Origin of the sequence: Salinisphaera sp. (genome assembly GCF_002729955.1) — a bacterium.
Taxonomy (GTDB): Bacteria; Pseudomonadota; Gammaproteobacteria; order Nevskiales; family Salinisphaeraceae; genus Salinisphaera.
Genome location: NZ_PBYA01000016.1, coordinates 78,596 through 95,999 on the forward strand (window position 1 = coordinate 78,596; position 17,404 = coordinate 95,999).

At 64.1% G+C, this 17,404-nt stretch carries 15 protein-coding genes and 2 riboswitches; all 15 genes read right to left on the reverse strand.

The window, feature by feature from the left end; all coding sequences use genetic code 11:
• Positions 1-111 precede the first annotated feature (111 nt).
• The 15 genes from CMN27_RS04735 to pepP all read right to left on the reverse strand — a co-directional run bounded on the left by CMN27_RS04735 (position 112) and on the right by pepP (position 17,222).
• Positions 112-642, reverse strand: a complete 531-nt coding sequence (locus CMN27_RS04735) for a dihydrofolate reductase (protein WP_293624411.1) — start codon at positions 640-642, stop codon at positions 112-114.
• Between the two features lie 53 nt (positions 643-695).
• A complete protein-coding gene (locus tag CMN27_RS04740) occupies positions 696-2,231 on the reverse strand; it encodes an ATP-binding protein (RefSeq protein ID WP_293624413.1) in 1,536 nt (511 codons plus the stop codon).
• 30 nt (positions 2,232-2,261) lie between these two features.
• Entirely contained in the window at positions 2,262-3,983 is a 1,722-nt protein-coding gene (locus tag CMN27_RS04745) for a GGDEF domain-containing response regulator (protein ID WP_293624415.1), read from the reverse strand.
• Between the two features lie 301 nt (positions 3,984-4,284).
• Positions 4,285-5,106, reverse strand: coding sequence for a thymidylate synthase (locus CMN27_RS04750; protein ID WP_293624417.1), 822 nt, complete (start codon positions 5,104-5,106; stop codon positions 4,285-4,287).
• Positions 5,103-5,894, reverse strand: a complete 792-nt coding sequence (lgt, locus tag CMN27_RS04755; protein WP_293624419.1) for a prolipoprotein diacylglyceryl transferase — start codon at positions 5,892-5,894, stop codon at positions 5,103-5,105. The genes CMN27_RS04750 and lgt overlap by 4 nt, the downstream gene beginning before the upstream one ends.
• Positions 5,895-6,202: 308 nt before the next feature.
• The gene (locus CMN27_RS04760) at positions 6,203-6,742 is read right to left on the reverse strand and encodes a GNAT family protein (protein WP_293624421.1); all 540 of its coding nucleotides are present in this window, start codon (positions 6,740-6,742) and stop codon (positions 6,203-6,205) included.
• A gap of 20 nt (positions 6,743-6,762) precedes the next feature.
• Positions 6,763-7,698, reverse strand: coding sequence for a carbohydrate kinase family protein (locus CMN27_RS04765; RefSeq protein WP_293624423.1), 936 nt, complete (start codon positions 7,696-7,698; stop codon positions 6,763-6,765).
• A gap of 118 nt (positions 7,699-7,816) precedes the next feature.
• Complete coding sequence (gene gcvPB / locus CMN27_RS04770; protein ID WP_293624425.1) at positions 7,817-9,301, reverse strand: aminomethyl-transferring glycine dehydrogenase subunit GcvPB; 1,485 nt, start codon at positions 9,299-9,301, stop codon at positions 7,817-7,819.
• Between the two features lie 216 nt (positions 9,302-9,517).
• A complete protein-coding gene (tpx, locus tag CMN27_RS04775; protein WP_293624427.1) occupies positions 9,518-10,024 on the reverse strand; it encodes a thiol peroxidase in 507 nt (168 codons plus the stop codon).
• A 48-nt stretch (positions 10,025-10,072) separates the two neighbouring features.
• On the reverse strand, positions 10,073-11,452 hold the full coding sequence (gcvPA, locus tag CMN27_RS04780; protein ID WP_293624429.1) for an aminomethyl-transferring glycine dehydrogenase subunit GcvPA: 1,380 nt from the start codon (positions 11,450-11,452) through the stop codon (positions 10,073-10,075).
• Between the two features lie 73 nt (positions 11,453-11,525).
• The gene (gcvH, locus tag CMN27_RS04785; RefSeq protein ID WP_293624431.1) at positions 11,526-11,921 is read right to left on the reverse strand and encodes a glycine cleavage system protein GcvH; all 396 of its coding nucleotides are present in this window, start codon (positions 11,919-11,921) and stop codon (positions 11,526-11,528) included.
• Positions 11,922-11,994: 73 nt separating this feature from the next.
• Complete coding sequence (gene gcvT, locus CMN27_RS04790; protein ID WP_293624433.1) at positions 11,995-13,104, reverse strand: glycine cleavage system aminomethyltransferase GcvT; 1,110 nt, start codon at positions 13,102-13,104, stop codon at positions 11,995-11,997.
• A 54-nt stretch (positions 13,105-13,158) separates the two neighbouring features.
• Positions 13,159-13,240, reverse strand: a riboswitch (glycine riboswitch).
• A gap of 19 nt (positions 13,241-13,259) precedes the next feature.
• Positions 13,260-13,352: riboswitch (glycine riboswitch) on the reverse strand.
• Between the two features lie 89 nt (positions 13,353-13,441).
• Positions 13,442-14,647 carry a UbiH/UbiF/VisC/COQ6 family ubiquinone biosynthesis hydroxylase gene (locus CMN27_RS04795; protein WP_293624435.1) on the reverse strand — a complete coding sequence of 402 codons (1,206 nt, stop codon included), beginning with the start codon at positions 14,645-14,647 and terminating at the stop codon, positions 13,442-13,444.
• On the reverse strand, positions 14,644-15,876 hold the full coding sequence (gene ubiH / locus CMN27_RS04800) for a 2-octaprenyl-6-methoxyphenyl hydroxylase (protein ID WP_293624437.1): 1,233 nt from the start codon (positions 15,874-15,876) through the stop codon (positions 14,644-14,646). The genes CMN27_RS04795 and ubiH overlap by 4 nt, the downstream gene beginning before the upstream one ends.
• Positions 15,873-17,222, reverse strand: a complete 1,350-nt coding sequence (pepP, locus tag CMN27_RS04805; protein WP_293624439.1) for a Xaa-Pro aminopeptidase — start codon at positions 17,220-17,222, stop codon at positions 15,873-15,875. The genes ubiH and pepP overlap by 4 nt, the downstream gene beginning before the upstream one ends.
• Positions 17,223-17,404 lie beyond the last annotated feature (182 nt).

Here is a 17,404-nt window from a genome sequence, read left to right on the forward strand (position 1 = left end):
GCGCGCGGTTGTTCAATGCTACACGAGCGACGGCGCGCGTCGTACACAAACCCGGCGCTAAAAGCCGGTTATCACGCCCCGACCGCCCGTTCCCGGTCGCAAACCCTCTTGCTAGGCGTGCTGTCGCCGCTGCCAGGTCATGAATCGATGGGCCGGCGTATCGGCCGTGGCGTCCACGCGTTGTTCGTAGACGAGCTGCCAGTCGTCCCAGTCGATGGCCGGAAACCAGGTATCGCCGGTGTAACGCGCCTCGATCCTTGTGATCTGCAGCGTGGTCGCGCGTGCGAGCGTCAGCCCGTAGACCTGGGCACCGCCGATCACCATCAGCTCGGCCGCGCCGTCGCCCGCGGCGATACCGATGGCCTGTTCGACATCGGCCACGCACTCGACCCCCTGGGCATCGAAGCCCGCATCCCGCGTGAGCACGAGGTTGCGGCGCTTGGGCAACGCCCGGCCGATGGATTCGTAGGTGCGCCGCCCCATGAGGATGGGCTTGTTGAGCGTCTGCTGCTTGAACCAGCGCAGATCATCCGGGATATGCCAGGGCATGCCGCCGTCGGCGCCAATCACGCCATTCTCATCCATGGCTGCGATGAGGCTCAGGCGGACATCGGCGGGCGATAGATCGTTTGCGGTGGACATGTCTTGCTCAGTCGGTCGAAAAGATTAGCGCCTGGCCGCAACGCGATCCCGGTTCAATCGGCGTCACTGCCAGCCTGTTCGGACAGGTTTCGCAGCTCCAGGATAAACCGGGTGCCGGTGGCATCGGTATGCTCGATACGCAGATCGCCGCCATGCCGGCGACAGATACGCCGGCATAACGACAGGCCGATACCCATACCGTGATCGCCGGCGTGGCCCGCTTCGCGCCGAAACGGCTGGAACGCCAGGGCCTGAGACTCGATGCCGCGGGCATTGTCTTCGTAGTGGATGATTGTGGCAGCGTCACCGGCCTGGGTGGAATCGACGCGGATACGAATCCGCGGTGTCGCCTGCGCTCGGCGGTAGCGAATGCTGTTGTCGACGAGGTTCTGGAACAGTGCGCGCAGCTGTGCGCCGTCACCACGTATCGTGCCGAGCCTTTCTATTTCGAACTCTGCGCCGTGCTCCTCGATGAGCAGCGCCAGATCGGCGCGTACATCGTCGACCACCGTGTTCAGATCCAGGGTTTCAACCTGGGCGGCCGCGGTATCGATACGGGCCAGGCGCAGCATGCCGCCGATCATGTTCTGCATGCGATCCGCCGCCGAGCGTAACGCGGTGAGCTGTTTGCGGCCGTCGTCGCTCATGCGCGGGGCTTCCGCGGTCTGCAGCTGGCGTGCGTTGTGCTGCATCTTGCGCAGGGGTTCGCGTAAATCGTGGGCCGCGGCGATCACGCCGGCGCGGTCGCTGGCACGATCGAGCGGTACGCGCGGGGAAATGGTATCGGGGTCTGGCGAGGCCTGGGCATCGAATACCTCGATCAACAGAGTGAAACCGTTCAATCGGCCGCCCGCGCCACGCAGCGGCAGCAGACGGGCCGTACGCACCGGCGCCGCCGTGCTGGCCGGCCTTACATCGAGACTGATTGGGGCCGCCGAACGCACAGCGCGATGAAATATCACCGGCCAGCTCGCGTCGTTGCGCAGTTCGACACAGACCGCGATGCCGCGGCCAAGCGTGTCTTCGGCGTCACACGCCAGCCAGCGCGCCGCGCTTTCGCCCAGGCCGGCAATACGGCCGGCCAGATCGATACCGATCCAGGCCGGCTCGTCAGTCGCACGGGTCAGGTTGAGCCGATGCGCGGCCAACAGGTTTTCGTTTGCATTGACCGCGTCGGCCGCGCCCCGCGGGCCCGTCGCGCGCAGCAGCACGATAAAGCCAACGACGTCGTCGTTGTCGTTGGTACGCGGGCACAGATCGAGCGTACAAAGCCGGCGCTGGCCGATGCGCGTTATCAGCGCCGCCTCGAAGCGGGCCCGCCCGCGCGAACTGGCTTCAAACAGTGCCTGAGGCAACTCGGCTTCGAAACGTCGCTCTTCGGGCAACAACGTCTCGAGACGCTGGCCCTCGACCTGGGCGGCCATATGACCGAGCAGTCTCTCGGCGCTGGAATGCCACTGTTCGATCACGCCCGCGCTGTCGAGCAGGCATAGCGCGGCGTCGGGTATCTGTTCGAGCAACAGCGTGAGCGCTGCCGCACCGACTGACGGGTCGTTCGAATCGGCTGGGCTGCGGCCTGTCGATGTCATGCGACACCATCCCTGCCGAACGAACGGTGGTTAATGATAAAACGCGCTGGCCGGCATGGCGTGCTGGAGCAGACGCGTACAGTCCGCCACTGCCAGGCCGGGCGCATAGAAAAAGCCCTGTCCGAACGCGCACTTGTTGTCCACGAGGAACTGCCGCTGGGCGCTGGTTTCCACGCCCTCGGCGACCACGCGCAGGCCGAGGCTGGCGCCGAGCGCGATGATCGCCCGCGCCATGGCCCGATCGCGGCTGTTGTCGGATACGCCATGCAAGAAGCTCAAGTCGATCTTGAGTGAATCCACCGGCAGCCGGGTGAGATAGCTCAAGGAGGAATAACCTTTGCCGAAGTCGTCTATAACGACCTGAACGCCCAATTGCTTGAGCTGTTCCACCAGCGGATTGGTATCGTCGGGCCCCAGGATGAGCGCGTTCTCGGTGAATTCGAGTTCCAGCAAGTGAGCCGGCATGGCCATGGTGTCGATGAGTTGTCGCACCATGGGCAGAAAGTCTTCGTCACGGGCATGCTGGGAGGACACGTTGACGGCCAGCACGACGTCTGCGTCCAGCACGCCCGCATCGCGCCAGTTCAGGTACTGGCGACAGGCCGTGGTCAGCGCCCAGCGGGTGAACGCGCGAATACAGCCACGGGATTCGGCCATGGGTACGAACTCGTCCGGCGAAATGGGCCCGAGCCGCGGATGGTTCCAACGGGCCAGCGCCTCCAGGCCGACAATCCGTCCGGAGCCGAGATCGAACTGCGGCTGATAGACCAGATGCAGTTCGCTGGCCTCGATCGCGGCATGCAGCTCGTTGTCCAAGCCGGGGCGCGCCCGGGCACGGGCATCGTTTTCGCCGTCGAACCAGTGCACGGTATCGCGCCCGCCCTGCTTGGCCAGATACATCGCCGCATCGGCGTTGTTGATCAGCGTCCCGGCGTCCTTGCCATCGTGCGGATACATCGCGACCCCGATCGAAATCGTTACGAAGATGCGATGCGTATCGATGATGATCGGCTCGCGAAACGTTCGCAGCACGGCCCCGACCAGGGCCTCGACTTCGGCGCGGTCGTCGCTGTCGATGACCGCTACGAACTCATCGCCGCCAATACGCGCAAGCAAGGGGTGCGTGTCGCAGACGCTCTTGAGCCGGCTGGCGGAGGTATAAAGCGCCTGATCGCCGACACCATGGCCGAGACTGTCGTTGATCGATTTGAAGCCATCGAGGTCGAAATAGATCACTGCGAACGGGTGGCTTTCTGACACCGGGCGTTCGAGCATGTACTGCAGACGCTCGAGAAGTACCGCCCGGTTGAATAGCCCGGTCACCGGATCATGACGCGCCAGGTAGCTGAATTTACGCTGATTCTCGTAGTGCTGGAGCAGATAACGGATCGTGCGCTCCAGCAGCGTCGCGTTGATCTCGCCCTTGGGCAGAAACTCCGCGGCACCTGCTTCCATGACCGCGACGTCGATCTCGTAATCGTCGTGGCCGGTCAGTACCACGATAGGCGCATTCAGCGCCGCGGCCGCCGGGCTGCGCAACAGATCCAGTCCGGTTCGCCCGCCGAGCTGATAGTCGAGCAGGCAGATGTCGAAGCCGCCATTGGCGAGCGCCGCCAGCCCTTGCTCGTAGCTGCCGGCCATGGTCACGGCATAGCGATGCCGCGCGCCCGAGTGCAACAGCTCGGCCAGCCACGCGCGATCCTCGGGATCGTTGTCGATGACAAGTACGCGTACGGTTCGAGATCGAGACATCAAGTCATGCCACTTTTAGCCGATTTCGCCGCAGTTTAGCGTATATACACTGCCATTTAGCGGCGTTTCAAGCACGATATAATAGCCGTGCAGGCATCTGGCGCGCTCGGCACTGCGCCGCTGTCGTGAGCGGCTGAGAAAACCGGGGCCTGCTCGACAAGGCAGCGCCTTTCGGCTGAAAAACCGCCGTGTCGACCGACTATCAAAATGCGAATCTACAGTAAGCGCAAGTGCCTTGCAGGCCCGCTGTCGAAACCCGACCGCTAGGCCGGCGCCCACAGACGCCCCGCTTGGCCGTTGGCTAAACCGCAACCGGCGCGCTGATACGCGCGTGGCTCTCGTAGCCTTCGAGCCGAATATCGTCGAAGGTGAAGGCGAAAAGATCGTCCACATCGGGGTTGAGCCAGAGACGCGGGGCCGGGTACGGCGTGCGTGCAAGCTGCTCGTCGGCCTGCTCAAGATGATTCAGGTACAGATGGGCGTCGCCCAGGGTATGTACGAATTCGCCGACATGCAGCCCGCAAACCTGCGCGATCATGTGCGTGAGCAGGGCATAGGAGGCAATATTGAACGGCACGCCCAGAAAGATATCCGCACTGCGCTGATAAAGCTGGCAGGACAAACGGCCTTCGGCCACATAGAACTGGAACAACAGATGACAGGGCGGCAGTGCCATGTCGTCGACCTGGGCCGGATTCCAGGCCGTCACGATATGCCGGCGTGAATCCGGATTGTTCTTGATCGAATCCACGACCTTGGCCAGCTGATCCACCAAGCTGCCATCCGGCGCAGGCCAGCTGCGCCACTGATAGCCATAGACCGGCCCGAGATCGCCGTTTTCGTCGGCCCACTCGTCCCAGATGCGAACCCGATTATCCTTGAGATAGCCGATATTGGTATCGCCGGCGATGAACCACAGCAGCTCGTGGATGATCGCGCGCAGATAGAGCTTCTTGGTCGTGAGCACCGGAAACCCCTGCGCGAGATCGAAGCGCATCTGGCGCCCGAATACCGACAGCGTACCGGTGCCGGTCCGATCGCCCTTGGGCGTGCCGTGCTCGCGCACCTCGCGCATGAGATCGAGATAAGGCTGCTCGAGTGCCACCCTTGCCGAGCTACTCATGACGTCGCCAGGTCGCGCCGATAGGCCAGCGCGAGCAAGAGAATGCCGCCCACGATCATCGGCGTGCACAGCACCTGACCCATGGTCATCCAGTCGAAGGCGACGAAACCGAGAAACGAATCCGGCTGGCGGAAGAATTCGGCAAAGAACCGCAGGCAGCCATAGCCGATCAGAAACAGGCCGGAAACCGCCATGCGCGGCCGTGGCTTGCGGGCGAACCACCACAGAATGGCGAACAGCAGCAGACCTTCCAGCCCGGCTTCATAAAGCTCCGAAGGATGACGCGGCGCCATGTCGACATGCGGATAGATCATCGCCCAGGGCACGTCCGTCACCCGGCCGATCAGCTCACCGTTGATGAAGTTGGCGATACGCCCGAAGAACAGGCCGACCGGTACGATGGGGGCGACGAAATCGGTGATATCGAAAAACGCGCGCTGCGTGCTGCGGGCGAACCAGCCGGCGGCGGCGAATACGCCGAGCATGCCGCCATGAAAGGACATGCCACCCTGCCAGATATAGAACAGCTGCAACGGGTTATCCAGCAGCAGCCCGGGCTGGTAGAACAGCATATAGCCCACGCGCCCGCCCACGACCACGCCGAGCACTACGTAGAACAGCAGATCGCCGACCTCTTCACGTGCCCAGTGGATATGGGGCTGCTTCGTGCGCACGATGCCCAGCCCCCAGCCGATGAGGAAACTCAGCAGATACATCAGTCCGTACCAGTGCACGGCAAGCGGGCCGATGGCTACGGCGACGGGGTCGATATCGGGATGCACGAACATGGCGACGAATTCTAGGTCGTGTTGACGTTTGTTGCGAGCACCGCATGGGCGGGTGCACGCCTGTAGATCGAGGCGGGCAGCGCACCGTGGGGTATGCCGCCCTCGGCCAGGCCCCGCGAGGGCCTTGGCGGTTCAGACTTGCTGACTGGACGCTATCTTATGGCAATTGTGCGTTGCAACGCTGTTACGTGATACCCAGGGGGCGTTGGCCACAAGCCCGCATCGGGTAGCGCCGCGCGATCCGAGTCCGTTGCTCGCCTCGCCCGACGCTTCGCAGCGGGCGACCGCCGGCCAAAACCGAGCTTCGGTCAACGCGTCCAGGCATACATGAACACATCGCGCGGCCCCGCTTTCCGATCGGCATGATTCGGCCGCGGCGACCAGCGCCGTAGACAGCCCTCATAGATCATGCCCAGACCTTCAAGAATGCGCCTTGAAGCCGCATTCTCGGTATCGCAGGTCGCCCAGATTCGATAAAGGTCGTCGATGGATTGCGCCGCATCGAACACCGCGGTCGCGGCCTCGCGCCCAAAACCCTGACCCCAGACCGAACGAGCAAGCACATAGCCGATTTCGGCCCCGTGCTCGCTGAAGGAACAGGCCACCGTTCCGATACCGCCGTGCTCGGCATGCTCGATGAGCCAGCAGTAGTCTTCGCCGGACGACCAGCCCTCGGCCACGTCGTCGAGAAAGTCGCTGCTGTCGTCGAGATCGACATGCCGGGCCCAGGTCATGAAGCGGGTGACCTCGGCGTCGCTGGCAAAGGCGAAGATCGCCTCAGCGTCGCCGCCGCCGGGCACGCGCAGAGTCAGACGCGGCGTGTTCAGACGCTGGGGCATGCTGATCATGACGGCCTCGCTGGCAGTATTCAGCCCAGTTCCTGCTCGAACTCTTCCTTGTAGCGCGCCTTGAACTCATCCATGGTGAAGCGATGGTTCTGGGTGCCGGGGCGCTCGATCTTGATCGTGCCCATCAGCGAGGCCACGCGCCCGATCGTCGGCCAGTCCAGGCCCTGCTGAAGGCCCCAAATCAAGCCGGCACGAAATGCATCGCCACAGCCGGTCGGGTCGGCCAGCGCGGTGGGTGAACCGGCCGGAATCTTGAACTGTTCGCCGTCGGCGTAAATCACCGAGCCCTCGCCGCCCTTGGTGACGATCATGGCTTTGAGCTGCTCCGCCATGCTGGCCACCGACAGACCGGTGCGATCGCTCATCAGCTCCGCTTCGTAGTCGTTGACCGCCACATAGGCCGCCTGGCCGAGAAAGCGCTTGAGCTCTTCGCCGTTGAACATCGGCAGGCCCTGGCCCGGGTCGAAGATGAAATCGATGCCGGCTTCGGCGAACTGGGCCGCGTGCTGGACCATGCCGTCCTTGCCGTCGGGCGAGACGATGCCGAGCGTGATGCCGGCATCGGTGGGCACCTGCTGTTCGTGGGCATGGTTCATCGCGCCCGGATGAAAGGCGGTGATCTGGTTATCGTCCAGGTCGGTAGTGATATAGGCCTGGGCGGTATAGGCCTCGTCCACGCGCTTGATGTACTCGCGACTAATGTCGTGCTCGTCCATCCAGGCGGCATAGTCGTCGAAATCGCTGCCGACCGTGCCCATCGGCATGCCTTCGCCACCGAGCAGTTTCAGCGAATAGGCGATATTGCCGGCACAGCCGCCGAACTCGCGCCGCATCTCCGGCACCAGGAACGACACGTTCAGCATATGCACGCGATCCGGCAGGATCTCGTTCTTGAAGTGGCCGGTATAGACCATGATCGTGTCGTAGGCGAAAGATCCGCAGATCAGAGCTGACATAGCTTGTCCTTTGTTCGATGAGACTCGGTGCGCGCTGCAGGCACGTCACACGAAGGCCAGCCGCCCATGATGCCATAGCCAGCGCATGCAGCCGGCGAGTTCGACGGGCGCGCGTGGCTCAGGCGCCGGCCGCCGTGGCGGATTCGTGCTTGAGATCCAGATTCTTGGCGGCGGCGACTTCGTCCAGACGCCGCACCGGCAGCTTGACCGGCGCCTCTTTCAGGGTCGCAGCATCGGTCCTGGCTTCTTCCCAGATCGAGACCATGGCGTCGACGAAGGCATCCAGCGTTTCCTTGGATTCGCTTTCGGTCGGCTCGATGAGAAAGCATTCGGGAACGAGCAACGGAAAATAGATCGTCGGCGCATGAAAGCCGTAGTCGAGCAGGCGCTTGGCGACGTCGGTCGCACTGACATCCAGCTGCTGCTTCTGACGCTTGAGGGTGACGATGAATTCGTGGCTCGCCCGCCGCTCGGGGAACGCCAGATCGAAGCCGGCCTCGCGCAGGCGCGTCATCAGATAGTTCGAGTTCAGGGTGGCGAATTCCGCCACCCGGGTCATGCCGTCACGACCGAGCAAGCGGGCATAGACATAGGCCCGCAACAGCACACCGGCATTGCCCATGAACGCCGACAAGCGCCCGATGGTGTTCGGAATATCCTTCTCGGTGAGCCAGCGATAGGTCGCCTCATCGCCCTCGCCGTCGCGCCCGACCACCGGAATGGGCATGAAGTCGCGCAGGCGTTTGCCCACGCCGACCGCACCCGAGCCCGGGCCACCGCCGCCGTGCGGCGTGGAGAAGGTCTTGTGCAGGTTCATGTGGATGACGTCGAAGCCCATGTCACCCGGCCGTACCTTGCCCAGAATGGCGTTGAGGTTGGCGCCGTCGTAGTAGAGCAGCCCGCCCGCACCGTGCACGATCTCGGCGATTTCCAGGATGTCCTGTTCGAACACGCCCAGCGTCGACGGGTTGGTGAGCATGATGCCCGCGGTGCGCTCGGACACGGCATCGCGCAGCGCGGCGATATCCACGTCGCCGTCGGCATCGGTCGGGATTTCGACCACCTTGCAGCCACACATCACGGCAGTGGCCGGATTGGTGCCATGGGCGGCGTCGGGCACGAGAATTTCATCGCGTGCGCTATCGCCGCGGGCGTCGTGATAGGCCTTGATCATGGCCACGCCGGTAAATTCGCCCTGGGCCCCGGCCATCGGCGTGAGCGATACGGCTTCCATACCGGTCACGGTGGTGAGCATTTCCTGGAGCTCGTACAGACAGGCCATCATGCCCTGGCCATGGCTGGCCGGTGCCAGCGGATGCCGATTGAGAAACCCCGGCAGCGAGGCCAGCGTGTTACAGGCCCGCGGGTTGTGCTTCATCGTGCACGAGCCGAGCGGATAGAAGTGGGTATCGATAGAAAAATTCAGCTGCGACAGCCGCGTGTAGTGGCGTACCACGTCCATTTCCGAAGCTTCGGGCAACCCCACGGGCGACTCGCGCCGCAATGCGGCCGGGATATCGTCGATGGCCGGCGCCTCGGCCGGCGCCTGTGCCAGCGCCCGACGACCCGGGCGGCTGTGTTCGAAGATGAGCTTTTCGGTCATGACGTGGTTACTATTCGGTATTGGGGTTCTTCACGACAAAGGCTAGTTGTCCGCAAATAAACGCAAAAGGCCGCAAACAAGACAAAGACATATCAATTCGATAACGCCTGCGGGAGCAATCGAAACCCAGCCGTTCGTTACCCACGTCCTCGTTCTATTCGTTTTTTATTTGCGCTTGTTCGCGTTCATTTGCGGACAATGTCTTTCCGCGACGATTCAGACCTTGAGTGCCGCCAACGCGTCTTCGTAGTTCGGCTCCTGGCCAATCTCGGGCACCAGTTCGCTGTGCAGCACCGTGCCCTGTTCGTCGGCCACGATCACCGCACGCGCACACAATCCAGCCATGGGCCCGTTGGCGATGAGCACGCCATAGTCCTGGCCGAAACGCTTGTCGCGCATCATCGACAGGGTCGTGCCGTTTTCCAGCCCTTCGGCCGTGCAAAAACGCGAATGCGCGAACGGCAGGTCCGCCGAAATCTGCAGCAGCGCGATATTGTCGAGCGCATCGACTTCGGCATTGAAGCGCTTGACCGAGAGCGCACAGGTCGGCGTATCCATGCTCGGAAAGATATTGAATATCTTGCGCTTGCCTGCGAAGTCCGCAAGCGCTACGTCGCGCAGGTTGGCGCCGGTCAGCTTGAAGTCGGGCAGCCTATCGCCGGGGGATGGCAGCTGGCCTTCGACCTCGGTGGCATTACCTTTGAGCGTAATCTGCTGGGTCATCGTCTGTCCTTGGATACAACGTATGAAATGAGTTGCCGGGCGCGGCGCTCAAGCCGCGTCGGCCTGGGCGGCAATCACGTCGCGCAGGGCGTCGGCATAGGTATCGAGATCGGCCTCGGTCTTGGTTTCGGTGGCACAGACGAGCACCGTGTTATCGAGCCCGTCATAGAATTCGGCCAGGGACAGCCCGCCGAAGACGCCGTGTTCTGCCAGCGCGGCGAGCGCCCGTTCGGCATCGACGGGCAGCCGCAGCACCGTTTCATGAAAGGCCGGGCCGTCGAAAACCGTCTCGACGCCGTCAATGGCGGTGAGTCTGGCCACCAGCGCGCGGGTATTGGCGATACAGGTCGCGGCCGTATTCTCCAGCCCCGTCGCGCCGAGCAGGCTCATGTGAATAGTGGCCGCGGTCACCAGCAGGCCCTGATTGGTACAGATATTCGAAGTCGCCTTGGAACGCCGGATATGCTGCTCGCGCGGCTGCAGCGTCAGTACATAGCCGGTACGACCATCCACGTCCTGTGTTCGACCCACCACACGGCCGGGCATCTGGCGGACGTGCTTCTTGCGACAGCACAGAATGCCGAAATACGGCCCGCCCGAGGCCAGCGGCGCGCCCAGCGGCTGGCCTTCACCGACGACGATATCGGCGCCCTCGCCAGCGCCCCAACGGCCCGGCTCATTGAGTACGGCGAGCGACAACGGATTGACCACGCCGATGGCCAGCGCGCCGTTATCCTGGGCCCAGTCGGTGAGTCGGTCCACGTCTTCGAGCACGCCGAAGAAGTTGGGCTGCGGGATCACCAGCGCGGTCACGTCCTCGCCGGCCCAGCGCTCAAGCGCTGCCTCGTCGATACGCCCGGTGGCGTGGTCGTAGCCGATCGTCTCGAAGGTGATGCCCTGGTTCGCACAGATGTTGTGCGCGACCTGGCGATAGAACGGATGCACGCTCACCGGCATGAGAATACGCGCCGATTTGGACCGGCGATTGGCGCGTACCGCCATGAGCACGGCTTCAGCCAGCGCCGAGGCGCCGTCATAGAGCGAAGCGTTGGCCACGTCCATGCCGGTCAGGCCCGTCATCATGGTCTGATATTCGTAGACCACCTGCAGCGTGCCCTGACTGGCTTCCGGCTGATACGGCGTATAGGCGCTGTAGAACTCACCCCGGGTGGTCAGCTCCCAGACCGCCGCAGGAATATGATGTTCGTAGGCGCCCGCGCCGATAAAACACAGCCCACCGGCATCCCGGGCCGCGCGTTCGCCCATGAGCCGGGTGACGGCCTGTTCGCTGGCCCGTTCCGGTATCGAGTCCAGGCGCACATCGCGCAGGCTGGGGTCGATCTCGTCGAACAGGTCGTCGATGGCATCGACGCCGATCGTGGCCAGCATCGAGCGGATATCGTCTTCGGTATGCGGAATGAAGGGCATGAATCCTCGCAGAACTTGAGTACGACCGAGAGCGCGCGGGCGGCCGGGCCCATCCGACGCCCGCGCTCGCGGGCTAGTCTTCCTCTTCTTCGACGATGCCCTCGTAGGCATCGGCATCCAGCAGTTTTTCGACGCTGTCCGGGTCGGATACGTTCATCTTGAACAGCCAGCCTTCGCCGAATGGATCTTCGTTGACCAGCTCCGGCGAATCCTCGAGCTGTTCGTTGATTTCGGCGATTTCGCCGTCGAGCGGCGCATAGATATCCGAGGCTGCCTTCACCGACTCGACCACGGCCACCGCGTCACCGGCACCGACCTTGGTGCCGGCTTCGGGCAGTTCGACGAACACCAGGTCCCCCAGCGACGATTGGGCATAGTCGGTAATACCGACCGTGCAGGTGCCGTCGCCGTCATAGTCGATCCATTCGTGGGTCTTGGTATAGGACAGATCCTTGGGTACTTCGCTCATGGGGCTCCCCTTGCAGCAGGTTGGCGCGGTGTGCGCGATGGTTCGGTGGATTAAAGGCTACTGAGAAAAACGCTCAGTCGTCGATACGGCTCTTGCCGTTACGCACGAAGGGATAGCGCACGATGCGCGCGGGCTGCCACTTGCCGCGCAGGCAGACTTCGACGCTGTCTTCCCAGTCGACGGGCACCCGCGCGAGCGCGATCGAGCGCGACAGCGTCGGCGCATAGCTGCCGCTGGTGATTTCGCCTTCGGCGTGTTCTTCCTCGACATCGCTGTCGGCGGCGCGTACCGCGGTTTCATGCCGCATCACCCCGCGTCCTTCCAGTACCAGCCCGACCAGCTTCTGGCCCACGCCCTCGGCGCGCAGGTGCTCGAGCGCCGCGCGGCCGACAAAATCCCGTTCTTCGGGCTTGAACGCCACGGTCCAGGCCAGGCCCGACTCCAGCGGGGTGCGCTCTTCGTCCATGTCCTGACCGTAGAGATTCAGCCCGGCTTCCAGGCGCAGCGTGTCGCGCGCACCCAGGCCGATGGGCGCCACACCCTTGTCGCGCAGGCTTTTCCAGGCGGTCACGGCCTCCTCGGCCGGCAGCACGAGCTCGAAACCGTCTTCGCCGGTATAGCCGGTGCGGCCGACCGAGCGATCGTTTTCCACCGCCACCTGAAAGGGTTTGAGCTGGAGCGCGGCCTGCCGGAACGCCTCGTCGAGCAGCTCGGCGGCCATATCGCGCCCGCGCGGCCCCTGGACGGCGATAATGGCCATGTCCTGACGGTGGTCGATTGCGACGTCGTAATCGCGGGCCTGACTTTTGATCCAGGCCAGATCCTTTTCCGTGGTCGCGGCATTCACCACGATGCGATACAGATCGCTGCTCAGGTGATAGACGATGAGGTCGTCGATCACCCCGCCCCGGGTATTGAGCATGCAGGTATAGAGCGCGCGCCCGGCGTCGTCGATCTTGGCCACGTCGTTGGCCAGCAGCCAGCGCAGGAACTCGCGTGCCGCGGCACCGCTGATATCCACGACCGCCATATGCGAAACGTCGAACATGCCCACGCTTTCGCGTACGGCCTTGTGTTCAGCGATCTGGGAGCCGTAGTCGATCGGCATCTCCCAGCCGGCGAAATCCACGAGCTTGGCGCCGTCCGCGACATGCGCCTCATAGAGCGGGGTTCGTTTGGCCATGACAATCTCTTTGCAGATGAATCAACAGGACACGGGCCGGCCCGGGCTTTCGCCTGCCGCCCCTCTGTCCTGGCACCTGAGAGATTCGCCCCTTCGGTGAGCCGTGTTTAAACGGCTGCTCTCCAGAGTCGATCAAGCCGGCGCGTCATGACGCCGGCGCGCGCGTGGTTCGGGTACCTGAGCGTTTCCGGGCGGAAATTTGCGCCTTCGGTGACGGGCGACAGCCCGTTCTCTCCCACGCGGTTATTGACCGTGCCTCGACTATACCGGCGCGATCGACACAGGCCAAGCGTCGGCCTGAACGCCGCTTTTCGCTGCAAAATACAGACGTTTGCGCTTATTGCAGCAGTCGCGGGCCGTTGGCCGACAGCCCCACGGCATGATGAATCATGGCCTGGCGAACCGGCGCGAGGTTGGCCGCGACCCCGATCGCGCTCTGACGCAGGCTGCGCAGCACGGGGTTGGCGCTGCCATAGACCCGTTTGAACGCATCGGTGATGCCCAGCATCATCAGATTCTCGGCCATCCGCGCACGCTGGTAACGACGCAGGTAGGTCATGTCGCCGGCATCGCGGCCTGCCGCACGGCCGGCTTCCAGCGCTTCGACCATGCCCGCCACGTCGAGAAGACCGAGGTTGACCCCCTGGCCCGCCATCGGGTGAACCACATGCGCGGCATCGCCGGCCAGCGCGACCCGCGGGCGACAATACTCGCGCGCATGCTGGAGCTTGAGCGGGAAAGACGCCCGCCGATCCATATGCTCGATTTCACCCAGCACATGCCCGCTGGCCTCGCTCAGGCGGGCACAAAAGGTCTCGTCATCGAGTTCAGCCAGTTCTGCGGCAAGCGCGTCATCGGCATGCCAGGCCAGCGAGCAACGACCGTCCGAAAGCGGCAGAAACGCAACCGGCCCGGTTTCGGTAAAGCGCTGCCAGGCGATATGACGATGATGGCGCGCCGGGGTGACCGTACCCACGGTACAACGCTGGCCGTAGGACCAGCCGGTGGTTTCGATGCCGGCCGCTGCCCGCACCGGGGAATTCGCGCCTTCGGCACCCACCACGAGTGCCGCGCTCACGGTCGTGCCGTCATCCAGGCGCAGCCGGGCGGCGTCGCTATCAAGGGCCAGGCTTTCCATCTTCGCCGGGCAGTAGATATCGACATCGGTCAGCGCCTGCCAGGCACTGTCGACGATCAGGTTGTTCTCGACGATATGCCCGAGCTCGGGCAGGCCGACCGCAGTATGTTCCAGGAACAGCTCGCTGGCGCCACCCGCCTCCCAGACCTTCATGCCGGTGAACGCACAGCAGCGCCGACGCTCGACCGACGCCCACAGATCCAGATTCTCGAGTACACGCCGCGTGCCTGGCGCAATCGCCGACACGCGCAGCTCGTAGTCCTGGTGGGTATCGAAACGCGGCGGGCGTTTGGCTTCCACCAGCGCGACCGAGAAATCGGCGCGCGACAACGCCACCGCGAGCACGGCGCCCACCATGCCACCGCCGACGATCGCCACGTCATAACGCGGGTTGTGACTACTCATGAGCTTGCCTTGCGAATACGCGCCGGGGCCAGGGCCAGGCCCATGCTGCGCCGGGCCATGTCGTCACGAATCGACGGCAGCAGCGACAGGCCGAACAAGCCCGCGCCGCGGGCATGGTCGAGCATGGGAATACGATTGGAGAACAGACGCACGATCGCGTCGGTGAAATTAGCCACACGATGCTGGTCCGGGCGCCGGGCCTCGGCCCAGGCGCCGAGCAGATCGCTCTCGCCGGGATCGAACTCGGAATTCGCGGCGAGGCGCTCACGCAGCATCGCGGCCAGCAGCAGCGCATCGCGAATGGCCAGATTGAAGCCCTGGGCAGCGGCCGGGTGCAGGGCATGACCGGCGTTGCCGATAAGCACGGCACGATCGACCGCCGCACGGTCACACAGCACCCGCGCCAGCGGATAGCTGCCGCGCGGCCCGGCCAGCTTGAGCGTGCCCAGGCGCTGGCCGAAGGCGGCCTGCAGGCCGTCGATGAATGCCTCTTCGCTCACCGCACACATCTGCTCGGCACGTTCGCTGGGCAGTGTCCATACCGCGGCACAGCTGGCGCGCGTACAGGGCAGAAGCGCGACGGGCCCGTCCGGGGTGAAACGCTCGTAGGCACAGCCGCCATGAGCGCGTTCGGGCTCCACGAAGGTGACGATGGCGCGCTGCTGATAATCGTCGGTGCGCGCGCCGATACCCAGCGCGCCGCGTACCGACGACTGCGCACCGTCGGCGCCGACCAGCAGGCGTGTGCTCAATGTCCGGCTTTCGCCGTCGCCGACCGCACAGGCCAGTTCGATGCGTTCGCCCGCGTCGTCGCGGGTGAGCGACTCGAAGCGTGCCGGGGCAATCACGTCGACCTGGCTCATCTGGGCCAGCCGGGCACGCAGAGCCGCGATCATGGTGACGTTCGGCAGCACATAGCCCAGCGCCGGCAGATCGTAGTCGGCGGCATTCACCCGCACGCTGCCGAAACGCCCCTGTTGCGATACGTGCAGACGTTTGATGGGCGCGGCGTCGTGGGCCATGTCGGCCCACAGATCCAGTTCCTCGAACATCGCCCGGGTGCCGGCCGCGATCGCGGTGGTACGCGCCTTCATGTTCTCGTCGGCGGGTGCGTCGAAGGCCACGGCCTCCACGAGCGCGATCTTGAGCCCCGTATCGGCCAGCGCACAGGCAAAGGTGGCGCCGGCCAGGCCGCCGCCGACCACGGCAATATCGTAGTCACGGCTCACGGCGTTTCGCTCCGATACGGTTTGGCCATCAATGCCTCGATCTCGTCAACATCCTTGGGCACATCTACGGTCAGCACGTCGCAGCCGGTTTCGGTGATGACGATATCGTCCTCGACCCGAATACCGATATCCGCGAAGCGCGACGACGGGTTGTCCTGGCCCCGGACATACAGCCCGGGCTCCACGGTCAGCGCCATGCCCGGTTCGAGCAGGCGCCATTCACCGTCGACTTTATAGTCGCCCACGTCGTGCACGTCCATGCCCAGCCAATGGCTGGTGCCATGCATGAAATAGGCGCGGTAGCTTTCGGCGTCGATGGCCTCGTCGACCGTGCCTTCGAGCAGGCCGACATCGATCAGCCCGGCCACCAGTACTTTCAGCGCCGCCTGATGGATCGCATTCATCGGCTCGCCGGGCCGGGCGGCCTCGATCGCGGCCCGATTGGCCGCAAGCACGATCTCGTAAAGCTCGCGCTGGGCGTCAGAGAAACGTCCGTTGACCGGAAAGGTGCGGGTGATATCGCCGGCATAGCCGCGATATTCCGCGCCGGCATCGATCAACACCAGATCGCCGTCGGCCATGGGCGCGCTGTTTTCGATGTAGTGCAGCACGCAGGCGTTCTCGCCGGCGCCGACGATGCTCGGATAGGCCCAGTGCATACCGTCGTTTTCGAAGGTGTAATGCAGGGTCGCTGCGAGCTGATACTCGTACATGCCCGGGCGCACCGCCTGCATGGCCGCGATATGGGCACGCGCCGAGGTGGCAGCGGCCTGGCGCATGAGTGCGACCTCGTGTTCGGACTTGCGCAGGCGCATGTCGTGGAGAAGCCCGTCGAGGGCCACCACTTCGCGCGGCGGCACGCCGCCTCGACCCTGGCTGCGCATGCCCGACAGCTGATCGAGCACGCCCTGTTCGAACTCGGGATGCGTACCGAAAGACAGATAGACCCTGCAGCGGCCGTCGAGCAGGCGCCCGATCCAATCCTCGAATTCGTCGATGGCAAAGGCCTGATCGGCGCCGTAGTCGGCCATGGCGCCATCCGGGCCGGCCCGTCGGCCGATCCAGACTTCCTGATCGGCGTTGCGGGCACGACAGAACAGGATGTAATCCCCGGCCTCGAAGCCGGGCGCGATCACCGCGATCGCTTCGGGCTCGCAGAAGCCGGTCAGATAGCGAAAATCGCTGTTCGGCCGATAGGGATAGTCGACATCGTTATTGCGGTTGCGCTCGGGCGTGGCCGCGAGCATCGCCACCCCGTCGCGGCCGACGATATCCGCCACGCGTGCACGACGCGCCGCATGAACCGCCGGCTCGTCGCTATGCTGCAGATGCGATTGGTCTCTCATCCGATCCCTCGTCGAAGACGTTCAAGAAAACAGGCGGAACCGCGTGCGCGACAGGCGCCGCCGCGGCCCTAGTGCAGCGACTCGCGCCGCGTGGGGCCTTCGCGCTTGGGCTGAAGCTCGAGAAACACCATCTGTACGCCCACCCGCAGGTATTCGACCAGTTCGGCATAGTCGGCTTCGGC

Bases quoted from the DNA above. Each gene is read 5' to 3' on its own strand.
- CMN27_RS04735 (WP_293624411.1), bottom strand. From the start codon at position 642: ATGTCCACCGCAAACGATCTATCGCCCGCCGATGTCCGCCTGAGCCTC.
- CMN27_RS04740 (WP_293624413.1), bottom strand. From the start codon at position 2,231: ATGACATCGACAGGCCGCAGCCCAGCCGATTCGAACGACCCGTCAGTC.
- CMN27_RS04745 (WP_293624415.1), bottom strand. From the start codon at position 3,983: ATGTCTCGATCTCGAACCGTACGCGTACTTGTCATCGACAACGATCCC.
- CMN27_RS04750 (WP_293624417.1), bottom strand. From the start codon at position 5,106: ATGAGTAGCTCGGCAAGGGTGGCACTCGAGCAGCCTTATCTCGATCTC.
- lgt (WP_293624419.1), bottom strand. From the start codon at position 5,894: ATGTTCGTGCATCCCGATATCGACCCCGTCGCCGTAGCCATCGGCCCG.
- CMN27_RS04760 (WP_293624421.1), bottom strand. From the start codon at position 6,742: ATGATCAGCATGCCCCAGCGTCTGAACACGCCGCGTCTGACTCTGCGC.
- CMN27_RS04765 (WP_293624423.1), bottom strand. From the start codon at position 7,698: ATGTCAGCTCTGATCTGCGGATCTTTCGCCTACGACACGATCATGGTC.
- gcvPB (WP_293624425.1), bottom strand. From the start codon at position 9,301: ATGACCGAAAAGCTCATCTTCGAACACAGCCGCCCGGGTCGTCGGGCG.
- tpx (WP_293624427.1), bottom strand. From the start codon at position 10,024: ATGACCCAGCAGATTACGCTCAAAGGTAATGCCACCGAGGTCGAAGGC.
- gcvPA (WP_293624429.1), bottom strand. From the start codon at position 11,452: ATGCCCTTCATTCCGCATACCGAAGACGATATCCGCTCGATGCTGGCC.
- gcvH (WP_293624431.1), bottom strand. From the start codon at position 11,921: ATGAGCGAAGTACCCAAGGATCTGTCCTATACCAAGACCCACGAATGG.
- gcvT (WP_293624433.1), bottom strand. From the start codon at position 13,104: ATGGCCAAACGAACCCCGCTCTATGAGGCGCATGTCGCGGACGGCGCC.
- CMN27_RS04795 (WP_293624435.1), bottom strand. From the start codon at position 14,647: ATGAGTAGTCACAACCCGCGTTATGACGTGGCGATCGTCGGCGGTGGC.
- pepP (WP_293624439.1), bottom strand. From the start codon at position 17,222: ATGAGAGACCAATCGCATCTGCAGCATAGCGACGAGCCGGCGGTTCAT.